Origin of the sequence: Bacillus cereus group sp. Bc061, from assembly GCF_027715825.1 — a bacterium.
In the GTDB taxonomy this organism is placed as follows: domain Bacteria; phylum Bacillota; class Bacilli; order Bacillales; family Bacillaceae_G; genus Bacillus_A; species Bacillus_A paranthracis.
In genome coordinates this window covers 767,332-786,968 of sequence record NZ_JAQFTZ010000001.1, presented here as the reverse complement: position 1 = coordinate 786,968, position 19,637 = coordinate 767,332, and the positions used below count along the sequence as shown (strand labels likewise).

The following is a 19,637-nucleotide window of genomic DNA, read 5'->3' as shown; positions in this document are numbered from 1 at the left end:
TTTTATGAATGAATATTTACAGACTCGCTATATCATTAGCGGTAGTGCCTGTATAGCCCTTCTTATTTCTTACTTTCTATTCACATAAAAAAGCTACTTGAAATAAATTTCAAGTAGCTTTTTTATTACTCTGCTAAATACATAAATCCGATTGCACCCGGACCTGTATGAGTACTAATAATAGGCGTTGTAAAGAAAATTTCTGATTTAGCAAATCCACTTACTTTTTCAACAGCCGCTTTTACATTTTCAGCTAAAGGAATTGCTTTCGCATGCGGAATTGCCACAGCTTTTACAACTTTGCCAGCTGTATCTTCCTCAAATAACTTAGCTAACGTTTTTACAATTTGACCTTGGCTACGCACTTTCGTTACAGGGTTATAAACACCATCTTCAAGGCTAGCAATTGGCTTTATATTAAGTAGCGAACCGATAAACGCTTTTCCTTTACCGATACGCCCACCCTTCACTAAGTTTTCTAATGTATCTACTACTACATATAATCGAGTATTCTTCCTTACTTCATCTACACGTTTTAAAATTTCTTCTAGTGAGCGTCCTTCATTTGCCATTTTCGCAGCTTCAACTACTTGATATGCTAAAGCATGTGTAATAAATTGCGAATCAACAACTGTTACTTTTGTGTCGGTCATTGATGCAGCACTATTTGCAGTTGCCACAGTACCACTCATTCCACTTGTCATATGAATGGAAAGTACTTCACTTCCATCTTCCCCTAACTTGTCATACATTTCTACAAATGTACCCATTGCTGGTTGTGATGTTTTTGGTAGTTCCTCTGATTTAATCATTTCTTCAATAAATTCATCTGGTTGTAGATCAACGCGATCTAAATATGTTTGTCCATTTACAGAGATTGATAATGGTAGAACATGGATGTCATACTTCTCAATTACCTCTTGTGATAAATCTGCCGTTGAATCTGTTACAATTTTAATTTTTTGCATATTATATTCTTCCCTTTCCAATACGCTCTCCTTGTTATTATACTAGTATTCCCATTGCTTTCAACAATTTGAAACGAAATTTCATTAAATTAATTATATTTTTATATCTAAAATGAAAAAGACAGAGCTCTTAACCCTGTCCCCACTCTATATCATGCATTTTTTTCAAGAGTATTTGTTTTATATACATTTAAATAATCATTCCACTTCAAACAATTTTGTAAATATTCACGGAAAGAATACGAAAATCTTGGGTGTTTTTGTTTTTGAATTTTTGCAATAAATAATTGAAGACGAGACTGTATTAGAAACGATAATGGATGCTGCGCTTGTAGGACAGGGATTTCAAATATTTTAATACACTCCCCTGTTGAATGAGTGAAATAAAAACTTTTCGTAATCACAATATCAATCCTCTTTTTCATTGGATTTTTGAACTTCTTCTACTTTACGCTGTAACACGTTGTTTAAAGTGGCGACTCCCATGAATACAAAAGTATCCTTAGACAATCTCTGTAGTCCTTTTGGTTAGAAGATTTATACTCTATTCATCTTCACCTAATCCATCCCCCACCCTAAATTCCTAATAAGATAAGGACTCGTTATCCGTATATTGCTTAATATATTCAGTATAAACTTATAAAAGCGCAAAGTTTGTCTAAATTTTGGAGATTCTATAATTTTTTTCTTCTCTATATTGTATACGTTTATAACTAGAGTATAACAAATAAATAAAAAAAGTGCCTTTATAACGAGGCACTTTTCGACTGAATTTCTTCTTCTCTTTTCTTTTTTCGCTTACTCACAATCTTTGATAAAGCGATACTAATTTCATAAATACAAATAAGCGGTACCGCAACTAAACTATGTGATAAAAAATCTGGCGGTGATATACACGATGCAATGATAATCAATGCTACGTAAGCATACCTTCTTATTTTTATTAGAAATTCCGCCGTCAATAGTCCAATACTCGTTAAAAACATTACTACTACTGGCAATTCAAAAATTACAGCAAATGGAACTGTTAAATTAAGAACAAAATGAAAATACTTTTCTGTCGTAAACATCGTATTAAACATTTCATTACCTATCGTAGTTAAAAAATGAAATAAAAACGGCATTACAACGAAATACCCAAAGCATAAACCTGCAATAAATAATATAGACAATACCGGTATATACATTACTGTCATCTTTTGTTCATTTGGATGTAAACCCGGTTTTACAAATAACCAAATTTGTATAGCAGCAAAAGGAATTGTACAAACGATAGCAAATACTGTAGCAATCGAGAAAAAAATCCACAATACATCACTTGGACCGAGAACAGTCAATTTCATTGGTAAATCTTTTACAAGCCAAAAATAAATATCCTTCGTAAAAGTAAACCCAATAATTAAAAATAACACAAAGGATAACACTGTATATATTACTCGTTTGCGAAGCTCAACTATATGTTCTACGACGCTCATTTCCCGATCTTCCATCTCGTTCACCACACTTTATTTATCCATTACGAGGAAAATTCTTTACATTTTTTCTTTCTTTTCCTTCTCTTGAAATGCATCATCAGTCAACTCTTTCGTTGATTTTTTGAATTCTTTTAACGTTTCCCCTAAAGCCTTTCCGATTTCCGGCAATTTTTTCGGCCCAAATAAAATAAGTACAGCTACTAAAATTAAAATTAATCCTGGAAAGCCAATATTTGAAAACATTTCTCCATCCCCTTTATTAGTAGATTCCTTGTCCTACTATTACATAATTTTATTTTGTCAAAAAAGTTTGAAAACGTCAACAAATCCATTGTCTTTTGTCAAAAAAATTCAAAAATATAATCAATTATACAAATTTCATTTTCTATTGCCCTTGTGTATGATATGGTAAGGGAAATGACATATTATTTTATAATAGTAGAAAGGATTGGCATTATGACTGAAAAAATGACACGAATGACACAATTTGTGAAAGAAGAAATTGCAAATGCAATTACACATGGTATCGGTGCCATTTTAAGCATCCCTGCCTTAATCATATTGATTATTCATGCCTCTAAACATGGTACCGCATCTGCTGTTGTTGCATTTACGGTTTACGGTGTAAGCATGTTCTTACTGTACTTGTTTTCGACATTGTTACATAGCATTCACCATCCAAAAGTAGAAAAATTATTTACTATACTAGATCACTCAGCCATTTATTTATTAATCGCTGGCACATATACTCCTTTTTTACTTATTACGCTTCGTGGACCATTAGGTTGGACGTTACTCGCAATTATATGGACACTAGCAATCGGGGGTATCATCTTCAAAATTTTCTTTGTACGTCGCTTTATTAAGGCATCGACGCTATGTTATATCATAATGGGATGGCTCATAATCGTTGCTATTAAACCACTTTATGAAAATCTAACTGGACATGGTTTTTCACTACTTTTAGCAGGTGGAATTTTATATTCTGTAGGAGCTATATTCTTCCTTTGGGAAAAGTTACCTTTCAACCATGCCATTTGGCATCTTTTCGTATTAGGTGGTAGTGCGATGATGTTCTTCTGCGTACTCTTTTACGTCTTACCTACAGCATAATAAAAAAGGTTTCAGCTTAATGTAAGCTGAAACCTTTTTTATTACTTATGTAATTGTGATGCGATAACATCCTGTGTATACTTCGTTAACTCTTTAATATCCATAGTCGCATACTCTTCAGGTGTAATCGGCTTAGAAATTGTTACTGTTGCACGAGCTCGCTTCATACGATTTCCATTTGCTTCAAACATTTTATATGTCCCATCTAATGTTACAGGTAAGATTGCTACACCAGATTTTACAGCAAGATGAAAACTACCAGCCTTAAACTCTCCAACTTCCCCACCCTTACTTCTCGTTCCTTCAGGGAAAATTACGATAGAATGTCCATTCTTCAATAGTTCAATCCCATCTTTAATCGCTTGAAGTGACTGGCGGCGATTGCTACGATCCATAAATACACAATTCATAAGTTCCATCCAAGTTGGTACAACTGGGAACTTTTTAATCTCTGCCTTTGAAACGAAGCCAATTGGTTTATTTAAATAACCTAGTAAAACAGGGATATCCATATTACTCTGGTGATTACTTACAACTAGTACCGGCTTGTCTTTCGGAACATTTTCAAGTCCTTTAACTTCTACTGTTCCTCCAGCTACACGTACCATTTTCTTACCAAACCAATTTGTCGTTTTGTACACAGCATTATCTTTTTCTTGTGGCGACATCGTATTTACTTGTCTTTTAAGACGCCACATTCTCGGTGTAATCGCAATTACGATTAAAATTAAATAAAAGATTTTAAAAAACGTTTGAATCATACAGAACCCCCACCTATTATCATTCCGACCTTCATTATACTAGACAAACGAAGGAAAAAGAAGAAAAAATGTCCAAACAACAAGTGTTTGGACATTTTTAAGTATGATAGATTAGAAACGTTTTGCTAATTCACGAGCATTAGCAATTGCTGCTTCTTTAATTTCTTGTGCTTTTTCAGGGTTTGCATTCATACCTTCAACTGCAATATATTCAGTATCATTTACACCGACAAATCCTAATACAGTTTTTAAGTGATTGCGTCCGAAGTCTACAGCTGCGTATGCTCCTTCAGAATATACGCCACCTGTCGCTTGAATGTGAAGTGCTTTTTTACCTTCTAATAAGCCAACTGGACCATTTTCAGTATATTTGAATGTTTTACCTGCGATTGCTACGTTGTCTAAGTATGCTTTTACTACTGGTGGGTAGCTAAAGTTCCACATTGGAGTTACAAATACATAACGATCTGCATTCATAAATGTTTCTAAGTTTGTGTTCATTGCTGCAACTTTTTGTTGTTGAGCTTCAGTTAAAGCTTCAAATCCTTCACCTGCTGCAAATTTACCCCAAGCAGCGAATACATCTGCATCGATTGCCGGTACTGTAGTATTGAATAAATCAATTGTTACAACTTCATCTTGTGGATGTTCGTTTTTATAAGCTTCGATGAATGCTTCCCCTACTGCCATTCCGAAAGAACCTTCTGCTGAATTTGGATTTGCTGTAATAAATAGTACTTTTGTCATTGTATTCTCTCCCTTTTCTACATTTTATCTTTAATTTGAGATTTATAATTTGAAAGTAAATAACTTACCTTATGTAAGTATAATACAAAAAGTTTCATTCGATGTCAATAAAAAATAGCTACTTTTTTTTCGTAAGTTAATGATTTATTTTGTTTCCTTAAAATTCAGTATATAGATATTAAGAATTCTTTCATAGAAAAAGGCTAGCTCTACAAATTATAGAGCTAACCTTTTATTACATATTATTTTTGAAATACATGTTTTACTTTTTCAGCTGGAATATTACTTCCGCCTCTACCTTTTACATCTTCAATCATCATAGTAATAACCATATCTGGTGAATTTAAATCAAATGCAGCGAACCAGCCTAGTTCTTTTCCTTCAGCCTCTTTTGATACTTTTAATTCCGCTGTACCTGTTTTTCCAGCAAGAGTCATGCCATCAATTTTAGCAATTTTCCCAGTACCATCTGGATCATTAATTACTTTCGTCATAGCAGTTTTTAATATATCCTGATTGCCTTTTGAAATTACATTCTCTTTCCAAACTTTTGGTTGCTTATCTGTTTTAATAATATATGGAGAAGGTATGTTTCCATCATTAACAATTGGTGCGTACGTTAATGCTAGATGGAGTGGCGTCATTAATACTTGTCCTTGTCCATAACCTGTGTCTGCCATTTGAATATCATTTTTAATACTATCATTTGCGATTTTAGAAGCTGGGAATCCATATTCAATTGGTAATTTCTCATCGAATCCGAATTTTTTCGCTTCACTCATAAATTTGTCTTTCCCGATCTTCAAAGCTTCTTGTGCGAAATAAATATTATCCGAGTATTTCATCGCCTTATCAAAATCAATCGGATTTGCATCTTTTACACGCGTTACATAATAATTACCCCAAGAAGAATCTTTTGTCCATTTCAATCCTTCAATTTTTAACTCTTCTTTTGGATCAATCGTTTTCGTTTCAAGACCAATTGCTGCTGTAATAGGCTTAAATACAGAACCTGGAACTGATAATTGTGTAAATCGATTCGTCATCGGTTTTTTCGGATCATTATTTACCGCATCACGTTGCGCTTTTGACGCCCCTCTTGTAAGGGTATTTGGGTTATAAGCTGGTGTGCTCACAAGTGCAAGTGTTTCTCCAGTCTTTGGATTAATTGCTGCACTTGATCCTACCTCATTTTTCATTTCATTATAAATTTCGCTTTGAACTGCACTGTCAATCGTTAAAGTTACATTTTCTCCATCAACAGCATCTGTTTTTGCTAAATTTTTAATTTCTTTTCCTTGTGCATCTTCTACGAAGACACGCCCACCTTTTTTACCGCGTAGCTTTTCTTCCAGTACTTGCTCTAAACCAGCTTTACCTACTGGATCATCTGCTTGATAACCTTTCTTTTGTAACGTTTTTAAATCTTCAGCATTCACTTTTCCAATATAGCCAGTAAGATGTGCGGCTTCTTCTCCTAATGGATATGAGCGAACATTTACTGGTTTTGTTGCAACACCAGGTAAATCTATGTACGTATTTTGTGTTGCTCCTTCAGGCAATATTCCAATTGGTACAAGGTAATTTGGTTTTACCCATTTAGCTGCTAGTTTTTGATCAATTTCTTCGACAGACATATTTAGTAACTTCGCTACCGTTTCTTTCGTTTGCGGAGCTGTATCCCCTAATTTTTCAGGAATCAATCCGATTTCAGAAGCTTTACCATTTACCGCAAGATATTTACCGTTACGGTCATATATTTCTCCGCGCTTCGGCTCTGTCGTTTGCATACGCACTTTACTATCTTTCGTCATACCTGGGAATATAAAATCAGGAGTCCAATCTATTTTCCAAGATTCTTTATCTCCATCCTTTTCTTTCACCATTTTTGCTTCATGGGCAAAATTGATTTTACCACCAACAGTATCCATGCTTACTTTAAAAGGAACAGGACCTTCATCTTTTTTATCTTCTTTTACTTCTCCTGCTTCTACTTTTAAGTCTTTCACTTCAATGCCAGAATAAATTTTTTCATATTTCTCAGTGAACTCTTTCTTTGAAATATCTTTTTTTGCCTTTTCTGATAATTGATCATACATTTCTGCAAATTTTTGTTTATTCCATGCTTTTGCATATGTATCAAATGCTTCTTGTGGTTTTTCTTCTTTACCACATCCGACTAACATGAATGTTAAGCAAAGAAAAAGAATCCCCCATATCTTTCTCAATCGATTCTCCTCCTCTTTCTCTCTTAATACTCTTGAAAATTTTAGCATTTTCACATGCTACCTTTCATTATAGCACTATCGAATCTCATCTATAAACCTATATTGATGGATATAAATAAAAAGATTGATGCGAATATTCACATCAATCCTTATTATTATTGTTGCTTTTCATATACATGATAATAGTACGTATACGGATTTTTTTCATCCGTTAAACCTTTTTCAACAAAAACTTCTTTCCAATTTGTCATATCCATTTCTGGGAAGAATGTATCTCCTTCAAATGCATGATGGATTTTTGTTATATATAACTTGTCTACATAAGGTAAAAAGAGATCATAAATTTGTGCTCCGCCAAAAATAAAGATCTCTTCTTCATTTTTGCATAGCTCAAATACTTCTTCTACAGAATTTGCTACTTCACATCCTTCAACATGATACCCTTCATTGCGAGTTACAATAATATTACGTCTTCCAGGCAGTGGTCTACCAATCGCTTCATAGTTCTTTCTTCCCATAATAAGCGGATGACCCATCGTTGTTTTCTTTACATATTGTAATTCACTCGGTAAGCGCCAAGGTAAATTATTATCTTTACCAATTACTCTATTCTCGTCCATTGCGACCATAAATGAAACTATCATCTTTTCATCTCCTCTACAATTACACTGCAACCGGTGCTTTAATTGCTGGGTGTGGATCATATCCTTCAATTGTTAAATCTTCCATTTCAAAATCGAACACAGATTTCACATCTGGATTTAATATAAGTTTCGGGAATGGACGTGGTTCACGTGCCAATTGCTTTTCTACTTGTTCAAAATGATTCGTATAAATGTGTGCATCTCCAATTGTATGAACGAATTCTCCTACTTCAAGTCCACATTCATGTGCAATTAAATGTGTTAGTAACGAGTAACTTGCAATGTTAAATGGAATTCCAAGGAATATGTCACCACTTCTTTGATATAGCTGACAAGAAAGTTTGCCATCTGCTACATAAAATTGGAATAACGTATGACAAGGCGGTAATGCCATACTTGGTACATCTTCAGGATTCCAAGCAGATACAATTAGGCGACGTGAATCTGGCGTTTTTTTAATCATTTCAATTACATCTTTTAATTGATCAAGCGTCTCACCAGCTGTCGTTTTCCAAGCACGCCACTGCTTACCGTATACGTCTCCTAAATAACCATATTTATTTGAGAAGTCATCATCTTCTAAAACGTTCTTTTTAAACAATTCCATTTGCTCATCGTACTGAACTTTAAATTCCTCATCTTGTTGTGAGCGAAGACCGAAATCAGTCATGTCAGGACCCGTATACTCGTCACTTTCTACCCAACTCTTAAATGCCCATTCATTCCAAATGTTGTTATTATGCTGCAATAAATAACGAATATTTGTATCACCTTTCATAAACCAAAGTAGCTCACTTGCTACAAGTCGAAACGGCACTCTCTTTGTTGTTAATAAAGGAAAACCTTTACTTAGATCAAAACGCATTTGATATCCAAATACAGATACAGTGCCTGTCCCTGTACGGTCTTCTTTCTTCGTACCATGCTCCATTACATGGCGGCATAAATTTAAGTATTCATTTTCAGCATGTTTCATATGTAGAAAAACCTTCTTTCAAATCTCTAGTCTATATGGATTTTATCATAAATTTAATGCTAACAGATTGAACAAACTAAATTTATAAAAAAACATTTCTATACTTAACAAAATTCTACTTCTGTATGTTCTTACAAAATCTAAATTCATATGCGCCTGAACCTAATTTCATTTCAGGCATATCACTTGACCTCCAATCATCTTCCACTATTCGTAATGTAGCAGATGTATTTGTTGGCACATCAACGTTTAATACTGCTTGTCCATGTTCTACACGCCAATCAATTTTAATTTCCCCATATGCTGTTTCACGCTTAATACAAACCCAATCTAGATTAGAATTAAAATGAGGCTGAATATAAAAATGTTTATATGCTGGTTTTGTTTCATCCACTTCTAATCCAATAATATATCGGTATATCCATTCAACGATAGAACCATATGCGTAATGATTGTACGAATTCATACTATCATTCCAAAGGGTTCCATCCTCTTTCACACCATCCCAATGTTCCCAGATCGTTGTGGCACCTCGTTTCACTTGGTATAACCATGATGGATAATCTTCATGAAATAGAAGCTTACAAGCAAGGTCATGACGGTTAAACTTGCTTAATATTAAATTTAAATACGGTGTTCCTATAAAACCTGTTGTTAAATGATTTTTATTTGCTTTTAAAAGCTCAATTAATCGATTAAATACTTTCTCCTTCACATTATCTTTCACTAGTTCAAAAAGAAGTACTAATATGTGGGCTGTTTGGGTATTTGAAATTAACCTACCATTCGGTGTAACAAATTCATTTTGAAACGCTTGAACAATATTTCCATGTAGCTCAGCATAAAACTTAGCATCTGTATTTTCACCTAAAATCTCAGCAACCTTTCGTAAAAGCGATGTAGAATACGCGTAATAAGCTGTCGCAATAAAATGCTTGTCTGTTCCGCCTTCATATACATCAGGTTTCGTATCTAATGCGAGCCAATCCCCTAAGTGATAGCCTGTATCCCATAAATACTCATTTTCACCTTGTGAACGTATGTAATCTATATACTTCTTCATACTGTTATATTGCTCTTTTAAAATGGATACATCTCCGTAATGTAAATAGTGAACCCATGGACAAATAATTGCTGCATCGCCCCAACCGCCAGAAGTATGTAAATCAAAATCCGCTCTTTTCCCAAATGCATCTGGAATAACTAATGGCACAGCTCCATTCACATTTTGATCTAATGATAAATCTTGGAGCCATTTTTTAAAGAACAATTGCACATTCATAATTTGCGTAGCTGTCCCAATAAACATTTGTGCATCTCCTGTCCATCCAAGTCGATCATCTCGCTGCGGACAATCTGTTGGCACATCAAAGAAGTTCCCTCTTTGAGACCACTCCACATTATGATGAAGTTGATTGATTAATGGATTAGACGTTTCAAATGCTGTTGCTTTTTCCATATCTGTATGTAATACACACCCTTCAAAATCTGCTATTTGAGGGGGCTGGGTTAATCCACTTATTTTCACATATCTAAAGCCTTGATAAGTAAAATGAGGTTCAAACGTTTCCTCCTCTTCTCCTTTTGCTATATACACTATTTTTTGTTTTGCCTTTCGGAGATTCCCAGTATAAAAGCAACCGTCTTTATTTAATATTTCAGCATGATGCAATTCTATCTTTTGTCCAGTATAAACATGACGGACTTTAAACCGAACCCAACCTACCATATTTTGCCCCATATCAATAAGCCATTCATGATTGGGTAGTTTTGAAATAGCGATTGGTTTTATAATTTTCACTTTACGAATCGCTTCATTTTCCTGTGCAACAATTATTTGTTTGGAATGCTCAATTACTTCACCATCTTCTAGCACTTGTTCACTTTCTTCTAGCCTAGCGTCATAAACTTCTCCTTCATAAATTTCCGAATACAAAATAGGGCTTGGAGTTACTTTCCATGTTTCATCTGTTACAATTTTTTCTTTCGTTCCATCTTCATACGTGATATGTATTTGAGCAATTATCGCACGTCTTTTCCCGTAATAATTACGTACATGCTGCATAGTAATCGGCCCTTTATACCAGCCGTTACCTACCAGAGTAGAAATATCATTATACCCAATCTTTAATACATGCGTTATATCATATGTTTGATACAATATCCTTTTATCATAACTTGTCCATCCAGGGGTAAAATAACAATCTCCAATACGCTCTCCATTTATAGAAGCCTCGTATAATCCTAAACTAGTCATATATAAACGTGCTTTTTTAACTAATTTTTTAATAGAAAAGCTTTTATGAAAAGACATAACTTGCGTGCGTTCTTTTTTCGCAGCAATCCATTTTCCGCTCCAGTTTTGCCCTTGTAATCCAGTCTCCCAAAATGCTACTTCTGACCAAGGTGATTCTTCTCCGTAATTATCCCATACCTTCACTCGGTAAAAATAGCGTGTTTCCGTACTATATGAAAACGAATTAATTGGTATATATAAACTTTGATCTGTTTCTACCTTCTGTGAATCGAATACTATAGTTTGAAACTCTTTATCCTTCGCAACCTGCAATTGATACGCAAGTTGTTTTACATTTCGTTTACTCGACTCGATTTGCCAACTAATTTTAACAATTTTCGAATCTATACCTATCGGATTATTTTTATTATCACAGAGCAATTTTTTTATTGTTAGCACACTTCTTCACCATCTTTTCTAAATATTAATTTAAATTAATTATAATAAAAATAAAATTCTAAATAAATAATAATTTTATTCATCCTTACAAAATTATTAACTTTCCATATTTAAAAAGGTTTTCATTTTCTATTACCGAAAGTATAGTGCGGTAGAACAAAATTTATATTTGGAGGTTAGAAGTATGTCTAAAATTGAAACGCCTGTTATGACTTCTTTACAAACAACGGTTGAAAAAATGATGAAGGATTTAAACGTTCCGGGAGCTGCTGTAGCTATTATAAAAGACGGTGAAGTTATTATTTCAGAAGGATTTGGCTATCGAAATCTAGAGACAAAAGAACTAGTTACACCGCGTACTTTGTTCGCAATTGGTTCCTCAACGAAAGCTTTTGGCACACTTTCATTAAGTTTGTTAGCACAGCAAAAAAAGTTTAATTGGGATACTCCTGTCCAGTCTTATATACCTAACTTCTCTTTATCTGAACTACTTGCTAGCTCACAAGTTACCGGACGAGATTTAGCTTCTCATCGAACTGGCGTAAGCCGCCATGAGGCTCTTTGGTATAGCTCTTCCTTATCTCGAAAAGATCTCGTTGAAAAAATAAAACATTTACCACTTGATGCACCGTTTCGGACTTCCTTTCTATATAACAACTTAATGTATGCGACAATTAGCTATATTGTAGAGAACATCACAAATCAAACGTGGGAGCAATACGCTACAGAACATATTTTAGAACCTTTAAATATGAGACATACAAACTTCTCTGTTATAGATTCACAAACTACAGATGATTATGCTTTACCTTACATCGAAAATGACGGTGAAGTAAAAGAAGTTCCATTCCGCAACATTGATACCGTTGGCGCTGCTGGTTGTATCAATTCTACAATTAAAGATATGGCAAATTGGGTACTTCTCCACTTAAATGAAGGAAAATTTGGAGATCATGAATTAATCTCCTCTGAATTATTACAACAAATGTATACACCACACAATTCCATTCCAGACCAACCGGTTTTATCACTTCCTGAATCTCCATTAAATAGTTACGGCCTTGGTTGGTTTATTAGCGCTTATCGTGGTAATAAGGTGATTCATCATGGTGGTAATATTGATGGATTTTCAGCGCTTGTTTCTTTCATACCAACAGAAAACATAGGCCTTGTCATTTTAACGAATGCTGGAGGAACATTACTTCCTACTTATCTCGCTAATCAAATTTATGACGAACTACTTGAATTAGAATCCATTGATTGGCATAAACGTGCTGTAGAAGATACTGAAAAAATGAAGGAAATGATAAAAGAAGCAACTGAATCCATTCCAGAACAAATTAAAGGAACTACACCTTCTCATAAATTAGAGGATTATACTGGTACTTTCGAACATCCGGCATACGGAACATTACAAGTATACAAGCGAGATGATTCGTTATTTGTACAATTTATGGAGATGGACATTCAATTAACACATCATCATTACGACATCTTTTCTGCAAAAGTTGATTTATTCCAAATGAAGATGAATCTATTATTTGCATATGAAATGAGTGTGAACGGTGAATTCCCTTCCCTTCAGTTACATGTACCAGCTACGCTAAGTACTCAGCCGCTTGCATTTAAGAAAATTAAATAAATTTTTAATAGAGGGATGATAACACTTCCCTCTATTTTTCATTACAATTACCATCCAAATAAAGGATTTTAAGCATTGAGTAAAGAATCCTTTTATTTAACTATTTGAATTACAAGGAGAAAAAGCCGTGTACTCAGAAATTTTTAAAGAAGTTGTTTCAATTACTCATCACGATTATTCAGGTTGTATAGATAAAAAAGGATGGGACGATCCCACTACTTATTTACAGACAATCGAGAAACTAGAGAGACAAGGAGAACTAACACCAGTACGCTTTACTGAAATTGTACGTGATTACTTATTAGACTTTAAAGATAATCATATGTTTTTCAAAATGATCTCTACTAATCAACCCCTTAATAGTGTTGGCTTTCAAGTAAAAAGATACGAAGACCGACTATATATTACATCTACTTCACAGGAGATAAGAGTGAAAAAGGGACAGTCTATTCTAGCATTAGATAATATGAAAGTTCCTGAGTTATTAATAAAATATAAGAAGTATTTAAATGAGAATACATATGAACGTGAAAAATGGGATTATGTTTTATTAAAATCATCAAATTGTACACTTATAGATGAAAACGGAGTAACCGAAACCATTCGTTTACAAAAGTATAAACAAAACGAATACACACCTATTTATTCATTTAAACAACATAACAAAGATACACTCTTAATTACTTTGACGGACTTCGCAAATGCTGAAGCTATCAATACATTATTAGACTCACACAAAGATGAGCTTAATGCTTTTCCGAATTTAATCATAGATGTGCGATTAAATCGTGGCGGAAGTGATGATGCATTTTTCAACCTACTTCCTTACTTATTTGAAGACAAAGAAATTTCTCTTTTCGATTCTTCAGAAACAATGCAATTAAATCATACAGAACGAAACTTTCATTTACGTATGAAAGACATGAAAATGGAAATGGAAGATTATGATTCTTTAGACGAACTTTCCAAGTTATTCACTAATATGTTTATTCAAGATTTAAAAAAGAATTATAAAAAAGGATTCGTTACATTTAATACTTCTAGTTTACCAAAAGAACTTCAATCATTAAAAATACACGGACGAAAATCACCTAGTAGAGTAGTTATATTAACAGATGTTACATGTGGGAGTTCTGGCGATTCTTTTGTAGAAGTTGCAAAAAAATCATTGAAAGTAAAAGTAATAGGTCGTCCTACTGCTGGTGTAAATGATTATTCTAATTTAGCAGTAATGGAATGGGCTGATACATTCGCTCTTTACTACCCTACTTCACGACTTTCCATTATAGATAAAGGTGAAGGAATGTCCGGAATTGGTATACAACCACATATACATATCCCGTGGACTCCGGAACATATACAAGAAGATGTGGATTTAAAATTAGCATTGCAACTACTTCAAAACGAAGAATGGTAAAAAATAAAGGTAGATGTGAATCACACCTACCTTTTTTATTTCATCTTAATCTTTTCTGGTTGAAACCAAGTTGGCTTTAATAGCTCAAAGTCTTTATGATCCTCTAAAACGATAGTAAGACGTTCTAACGTATCATCTAACATATGCGGTGCTGCTCGTAATGTCCAGACAACTGAAGAGAAAACTGTCATGCCAACGTACACTGCATATAATTTCCAGAACTCCTCAGGTATTCTCCCGTTATAATATCCAGTAATTTGCCCAATCGCATATGGGATACTAATGTCTCGTGCAAATAGTGCAATTTTTACGAAATCATGAAGTGGGTCGCCCCAATCATAACCATTAAAATCAACAACACCTACATATTTCCCATCTCGCACAATTATATTTTCTAAATGAAAATCATCGTGTTGAAATCGATTTGGGCGGTTTTGTAAATACATTTCATTTTCATCGATAAACTTAATGATTTTATGATCATTTTTTATTTTTATTCCGCACGTTTTATATGCCTCTACATATTTTTGATGTTTTTTCATTGCTCTTTCATACCATGGAAGTAAATCCTTAGGAGCTTCATATGTATGCATTTTTGCTAAATCTTTTCCTGCCTCTATACCAATTTCATATTGTTCTTTTGGTGAATACGTAGGCAATAGCTTCTTTGCATCTTCCCCTTCTAAATACGAAAAAATACTATAGCATACACTTTCATCTTCCAATATACCTATTTCAATCGGCTTTTGTGCCTGTATGTTACGTTTTTCCATTTCATTTAAAATTTGAAACTCTATTTTTCTTCTTTCATACTCTTGTATATCGCCAATCCGTAACAAATATTTTTCCTCATCAATTGTCGTAACTATATATTTCTTATCCAGTGAAAAACCTTTAGAAATTCCTACAATATTCGTTGCATCTTTTACTATTTGTATATTGTTTTGCCATGTTGTAATTGTTTTCATGTATATTCCTCCTTACAATTCTACATTTGGTGTGTAAGCCACTTCTATAATAAACCCATTCGGATCATAAAAATCAATCGTATAGTACCCTTCCGAATAATGATTCATTTCCATCGGACCACGTATTATCTTTATTTTCGTGCTAGAAAGAAATTCTGCTACCTCATCAACTACTTTTCTATTAATAGCTTGGTAACAAATATGTCTTGGTCCTAAAGTTCTTACGATTTCTTCATCTACTTCTTTAAAATATATTTCACTTTCTCCTGTACTATATGCTACTTCATTTAACTTTCTCCAGCCAATTATAGAAAATAACATATCATAAAAAGAAATGGACTCCTCTAAATTCGCTACCCAAAATTCAATATGATGAATACCTGCTCGAAGTGTATTCATATTAAGAATACGCCCCTTGTACTACTTGTACAATTTCCATAGGTGTATTGACCATATAATCTGGTGCATCTTTTTTCACTGTTTCAATGACATCATATCCCCAAGATACCCAAATTACATTCACCCCTGCCTTTTTACAAGCCGCTACATCTCTCTGTTCATCACCAACGTATAACATATCTTTCTCCGTTATCTTTTTCGATTTTAAAAACCTTTTAATCATTTTATCTTTACCGAACAAATTTTTAGAACAATACACTTCTTGTATATTTTCTATACCATTATTGTGTAAAAACGCACGAATATGCTCCTCTGAGTTCGATGATATGACTGCAATTCCGTAGCCTTCTTTATGTAGTTCGTCTAATACATCTTTCATCCCATGGAACAAAATAAGATCTTTTATGGCAGGTTGATACAATTTATAAAACTCCAGCGCTAATATTGGTAGTTTATACAGCGGTACATCAAGTTGTTTACATCTTTCTGGCATCGTTAATTTACGTAAATACTCAATTTCTTCTTCCCTTACCGTTTTATATCCGTGCTTTTCAGCAAGTTGATTATAAATTGGTACAAATATATTTTGTGAATCTACTAATGTGCCATCAAAGTCAAAAACAATATATTTTTGCATTGTCCTACTCCCTTTACTTCTTTTTCTAAACCTATTTTATTCAACAACATAGTCGTCTTACCCTTCTATAAACATAAAAAAAGAACAAGATTTCTCTTGTTCTTTTTAAGAAAGCCATTTTGGCGGCACATTCGTATTCCAATAAATATTTCCCAACTCATGATGTCCGGAGTACCCATCATCAAAACGGTGATAGTGGAAATTAAAATAATACCCATCTTGCGGTGGATGATCTCTTCTTACGTGGAAACGCAATAAGTCATTTCCTGTTTTCGTATCGTAAACGTGAAAAATCTTTTCATTATTTCCACCAGCTGGTTTTTGAGAAATCGCTAATGATTGTAACGAATCTTCCGGTACATCATTTGCTAGTTCAGCAATTGCCTCTTCAATCTTCGGTAATATTACATCTTTAAACTCATCTTCAATTACTGGACCAATTTTAGTACCAAACTTTTGCATCGACTGTTTCTCTGCTTCTTGCATTGCATAAGTAATAAAAGTATCGGTGGTTAACCTGTCATTCGTTTCTTCATATGTATAGGACGTACTCTCCAAATTTTGTTGCCCAGCTGTGCTCGTAGGCTTGTCCGCAGCTTTGGCATTATCAAGCAATATGGAAGGAGGCGTCACTAAACCAAATGTAAATACGGTAATTAATGCGACTAAGGTTTTTCTAAACCAATTTGGCATGTATGTTTCCTCCCCTTTCACTCATTATATTTTATATAACGGTTGTTTTCTCTATTATACAAAATGATTGTAATTTTTGCACTTTACAATTTTGTTAACGTTCACATATTTTTCACTTGAATATGAAATTGTAAGATTTCATACAATAAAAATACAACAATAATGAGGAGGAGCTCCGATGACTTTAGATGCCATGTATTCCGCCGCAAGCATACTCGTTTTAGTATATTTTATTTATCAATGTGTTACGGATTAGAAAAAAGAGCCATTTTTCGGCTCTTTTTTCTATGGTAAGAATACTATCCAACCAATCCATACTATAAAAATGACTCCAGCAATTAAAGCTGGTAATAAATAAAAATGAGAAAGTATAACTATTCCATATAAAAGTATTACTGGAAGTAATAAATAGCGATCTGCCCTCCATCTTAATAATAGTAATTTTCCTTCATCACAATATAAATGAAGAAACATTTTTTTCGCAAACTCAGTCCAATAATCGCGTGCATAGCGGGAAATTGCAAATAAAGCAAATGCAAGAATAATAGCGGCAATCCATTTCGGACTCATAATAATACTGACAATGCTTATACATACAATTTGAATATAAAATATTCGTGCACTACTTGTACGGAAAAATTCTTTTAAAAAGGATTCAACAATACGATAATCCGTTTTCTTTCCTAAAAACTTTTTAGAACGCGGAAACATCCACGGCTTTTTATTCGAACTACTCGGTTTAGCTGCATGACCACCAACTTGCATAATCCCACTCGTCCAGCGCATACTTTCTTCTTTTTCTCTCTCAACTTCTTTAAAAAAGCAATTTTTATAATTTAATTTTTCTTTTATCAATATGATAATTAGAAACACTGCTAGACCGATACTTAGTATAGAATACAATGGATTTTTATAAATAAGAAACAAACTCAATCCAAAAAAGGATAGACTTATAGAAAATATTACATTTTTTATAATCCATAGTAGCCATCGTTTCCCCACACGTACATGAATAAATCTCGTTAATAACGCCAACAAAAATCGAAATATAGTAAAGAATAGCCAAAATAATACGACTTGTATCTTCGTCACTCCAATACTTTTCATCAACACTGGTAACATCGCAACAACAACTACTACATTCGTTATCGCTATTCGAATAAACGTATATGTCATGCCATACTGGATTAACTTTTTCATGTGAACAGGATACGAAATTAAAAATAAACTATCCGCTTGCTCAAAAAATGAGCGAACTCCTCTTGCATATGTAATCACATAAAATGCGAGTAGGCCTAATCCGAAAAAAACCGTCTCTCCTATCGCTAGTTCTTCCATCCATAGTGAACGATAATAAATTCCCATAAATATAAGTGCCGGAATAATAATATATAGCGCAACCGTCCAATCAGTTATAGAACGTATGGACTTCCATTTGCGCCCCAGTTCATGGCGTAATCTTTTATAAAATTGTTTTTTAATCATGCTGTTCACGCCTTACGATTACATCAAAACAATCTAATAATGAACTTCCTGGCATTTCTGCTAACGTTTGAATTGCCTCTAAATGGCCATCTGCGACTAATGTACCTTGAGAGATGAGTAAAAATCTTTCGCAAATTCTTTCAGCTGTATCTAATACGTGCGTACAAAGTAAAATTCCTGCCCCGCGTTCTTTTTCTTTATATAAATAACTTAAAAACTCTTTCGTAGCTACTGGATCTAGTCCGATAAAAGGTTCGTCAATGATATAAAAATCTGGTTCTGTTAAAAACGCTAATATAAGCATCGATTTTTGTTTCATACCTTTAGAAAACTTTGATAAATACTCATGTTTATGCTTATCCATTCGAAACATATGTAATAACTCTTCAGCTTTCCGTTCCCAGCTTCCGGCTTCGTTCTCGCGAGCTGCCATTAATAATTCAATATGTTCCCAAAGCGTCAAATAATCATAATATGTCGGGTGTTCTGGCACATATGCATACGGATTTTTCTTCTCGCCAAATGATATTTCACCATCCACATTTACAAGTAACCCGAGTATCGTTTTAATCGTCGTACTTTTCCCGGCACCATTTGCACCAATAAGAGCAACTAATTCACCTTTTTCAATAGAAAAAGCGATATCATGAATTGTTTTTTCACCTATTTCATATCCAGCAGAACGGATATTTACTTCTAACATACATTCCCCTTCTTTCCATTTCCAATACAAACAAGGAAAAGAATAATATATAACTATTTATATATCATTATAAAATATTTACTTTC

Annotated in this window: 19 protein-coding genes; 3 read left to right on the top strand and 16 right to left on the bottom strand. The window is 33.8% G+C overall.

What is annotated here, in order from left to right:
• Positions 1–125: 125 nt before the first annotated feature.
• The 4 genes from PDQ40_RS04040 to PDQ40_RS04025 form a co-directional block, all read right to left on the bottom strand.
• Positions 126–968, bottom strand: coding sequence for a DegV family protein (locus PDQ40_RS04040; protein ID WP_025991670.1), 843 nt, complete (start codon positions 966–968; stop codon positions 126–128).
• A 152-nt stretch (positions 969–1,120) separates the two neighbouring features.
• A complete protein-coding gene (locus tag PDQ40_RS04035) occupies positions 1,121–1,372 on the bottom strand; it encodes a DUF2535 family protein (protein ID WP_000629015.1) in 252 nt (83 codons plus the stop codon).
• 342 nt (positions 1,373–1,714) lie between these two features.
• Positions 1,715–2,458 carry a twin-arginine translocase subunit TatC gene (tatC, locus tag PDQ40_RS04030; protein ID WP_000390127.1) on the bottom strand — a complete coding sequence of 248 codons (744 nt, stop codon included), beginning with the start codon at positions 2,456–2,458 and terminating at the stop codon, positions 1,715–1,717.
• Between the two features lie 42 nt (positions 2,459–2,500).
• Positions 2,501–2,686, bottom strand: coding sequence for a twin-arginine translocase TatA/TatE family subunit (locus PDQ40_RS04025; RefSeq protein ID WP_000492443.1), 186 nt, complete (start codon positions 2,684–2,686; stop codon positions 2,501–2,503).
• 213 nt (positions 2,687–2,899) lie between these two features.
• Between PDQ40_RS04025 and trhA the strand changes: the two genes are divergently transcribed.
• Positions 2,900–3,556 (top strand): PAQR family membrane homeostasis protein TrhA, encoded by a 657-nt coding sequence (gene trhA / locus PDQ40_RS04020; protein WP_000136894.1) that lies wholly within the window; start codon positions 2,900–2,902, stop codon positions 3,554–3,556.
• 41 nt (positions 3,557–3,597) lie between these two features.
• On the opposite strand, the gene PDQ40_RS04015 is transcribed toward trhA, so the two are convergent.
• From PDQ40_RS04015 to PDQ40_RS03990, 6 genes are all read right to left on the bottom strand, one after another.
• Positions 3,598–4,317 (bottom strand): lysophospholipid acyltransferase family protein, encoded by a 720-nt coding sequence (locus PDQ40_RS04015; protein ID WP_000616592.1) that lies wholly within the window; start codon positions 4,315–4,317, stop codon positions 3,598–3,600.
• A gap of 111 nt (positions 4,318–4,428) precedes the next feature.
• On the bottom strand, positions 4,429–5,064 hold the full coding sequence (locus PDQ40_RS04010) for an FMN-dependent NADH-azoreductase (protein ID WP_000170021.1): 636 nt from the start codon (positions 5,062–5,064) through the stop codon (positions 4,429–4,431).
• Between the two features lie 242 nt (positions 5,065–5,306).
• Entirely contained in the window at positions 5,307–7,292 is a 1,986-nt protein-coding gene (gene pbpC / locus PDQ40_RS04005; protein WP_001227208.1) for a penicillin-binding protein 3, read from the bottom strand.
• Positions 7,293–7,447: 155 nt separating this feature from the next.
• Positions 7,448–7,936, bottom strand: coding sequence for a dihydrofolate reductase (locus tag PDQ40_RS04000; protein WP_270691246.1), 489 nt, complete (start codon positions 7,934–7,936; stop codon positions 7,448–7,450).
• Between the two features lie 19 nt (positions 7,937–7,955).
• Entirely contained in the window at positions 7,956–8,912 is a 957-nt protein-coding gene (locus tag PDQ40_RS03995) for a thymidylate synthase (RefSeq protein WP_000679598.1), read from the bottom strand.
• Positions 8,913–9,027: 115 nt separating this feature from the next.
• A complete protein-coding gene (locus PDQ40_RS03990) occupies positions 9,028–11,607 on the bottom strand; it encodes an alpha-L-rhamnosidase (protein ID WP_000955694.1) in 2,580 nt (859 codons plus the stop codon).
• Positions 11,608–11,791: 184 nt separating this feature from the next.
• On the opposite strand from PDQ40_RS03990, the gene PDQ40_RS03985 reads away from it, so the two are divergent.
• The gene (locus PDQ40_RS03985) at positions 11,792–13,249 is read left to right on the top strand and encodes a serine hydrolase (protein ID WP_270691245.1); all 1,458 of its coding nucleotides are present in this window, start codon (positions 11,792–11,794) and stop codon (positions 13,247–13,249) included.
• 127 nt (positions 13,250–13,376) lie between these two features.
• A complete protein-coding gene (locus PDQ40_RS03980) occupies positions 13,377–14,666 on the top strand; it encodes a S41 family peptidase (RefSeq protein ID WP_000286712.1) in 1,290 nt (429 codons plus the stop codon).
• Between the two features lie 35 nt (positions 14,667–14,701).
• Here the strand turns inward: PDQ40_RS03980 and PDQ40_RS03975 are convergent, their stop codons facing one another.
• The 6 genes from PDQ40_RS03975 to PDQ40_RS03950 all read right to left on the bottom strand — a co-directional run bounded on the left by PDQ40_RS03975 (position 14,702) and on the right by PDQ40_RS03950 (position 19,551).
• On the bottom strand, positions 14,702–15,634 hold the full coding sequence (locus tag PDQ40_RS03975) for an aminoglycoside phosphotransferase family protein (protein ID WP_000849691.1): 933 nt from the start codon (positions 15,632–15,634) through the stop codon (positions 14,702–14,704).
• A gap of 12 nt (positions 15,635–15,646) precedes the next feature.
• The gene (locus tag PDQ40_RS03970) at positions 15,647–16,033 is read right to left on the bottom strand and encodes a VOC family protein (RefSeq protein ID WP_001094655.1); all 387 of its coding nucleotides are present in this window, start codon (positions 16,031–16,033) and stop codon (positions 15,647–15,649) included.
• A 1-nt stretch (position 16,034) separates the two neighbouring features.
• A complete protein-coding gene (locus PDQ40_RS03965; protein WP_001174997.1) occupies positions 16,035–16,670 on the bottom strand; it encodes an HAD family hydrolase in 636 nt (211 codons plus the stop codon).
• Positions 16,671–16,775: 105 nt separating this feature from the next.
• Complete coding sequence (locus PDQ40_RS03960) at positions 16,776–17,363, bottom strand: YpjP family protein (RefSeq protein WP_001134413.1); 588 nt, start codon at positions 17,361–17,363, stop codon at positions 16,776–16,778.
• A gap of 285 nt (positions 17,364–17,648) precedes the next feature.
• On the bottom strand, positions 17,649–18,848 hold the full coding sequence (locus PDQ40_RS03955) for an ABC transporter permease (protein WP_000592558.1): 1,200 nt from the start codon (positions 18,846–18,848) through the stop codon (positions 17,649–17,651).
• Positions 18,841–19,551 carry an ABC transporter ATP-binding protein gene (locus PDQ40_RS03950; protein WP_000895233.1) on the bottom strand — a complete coding sequence of 237 codons (711 nt, stop codon included), beginning with the start codon at positions 19,549–19,551 and terminating at the stop codon, positions 18,841–18,843. The genes PDQ40_RS03955 and PDQ40_RS03950 overlap by 8 nt, the downstream gene beginning before the upstream one ends.
• Between the last annotated feature and the right edge of the window lie 86 nt (positions 19,552–19,637).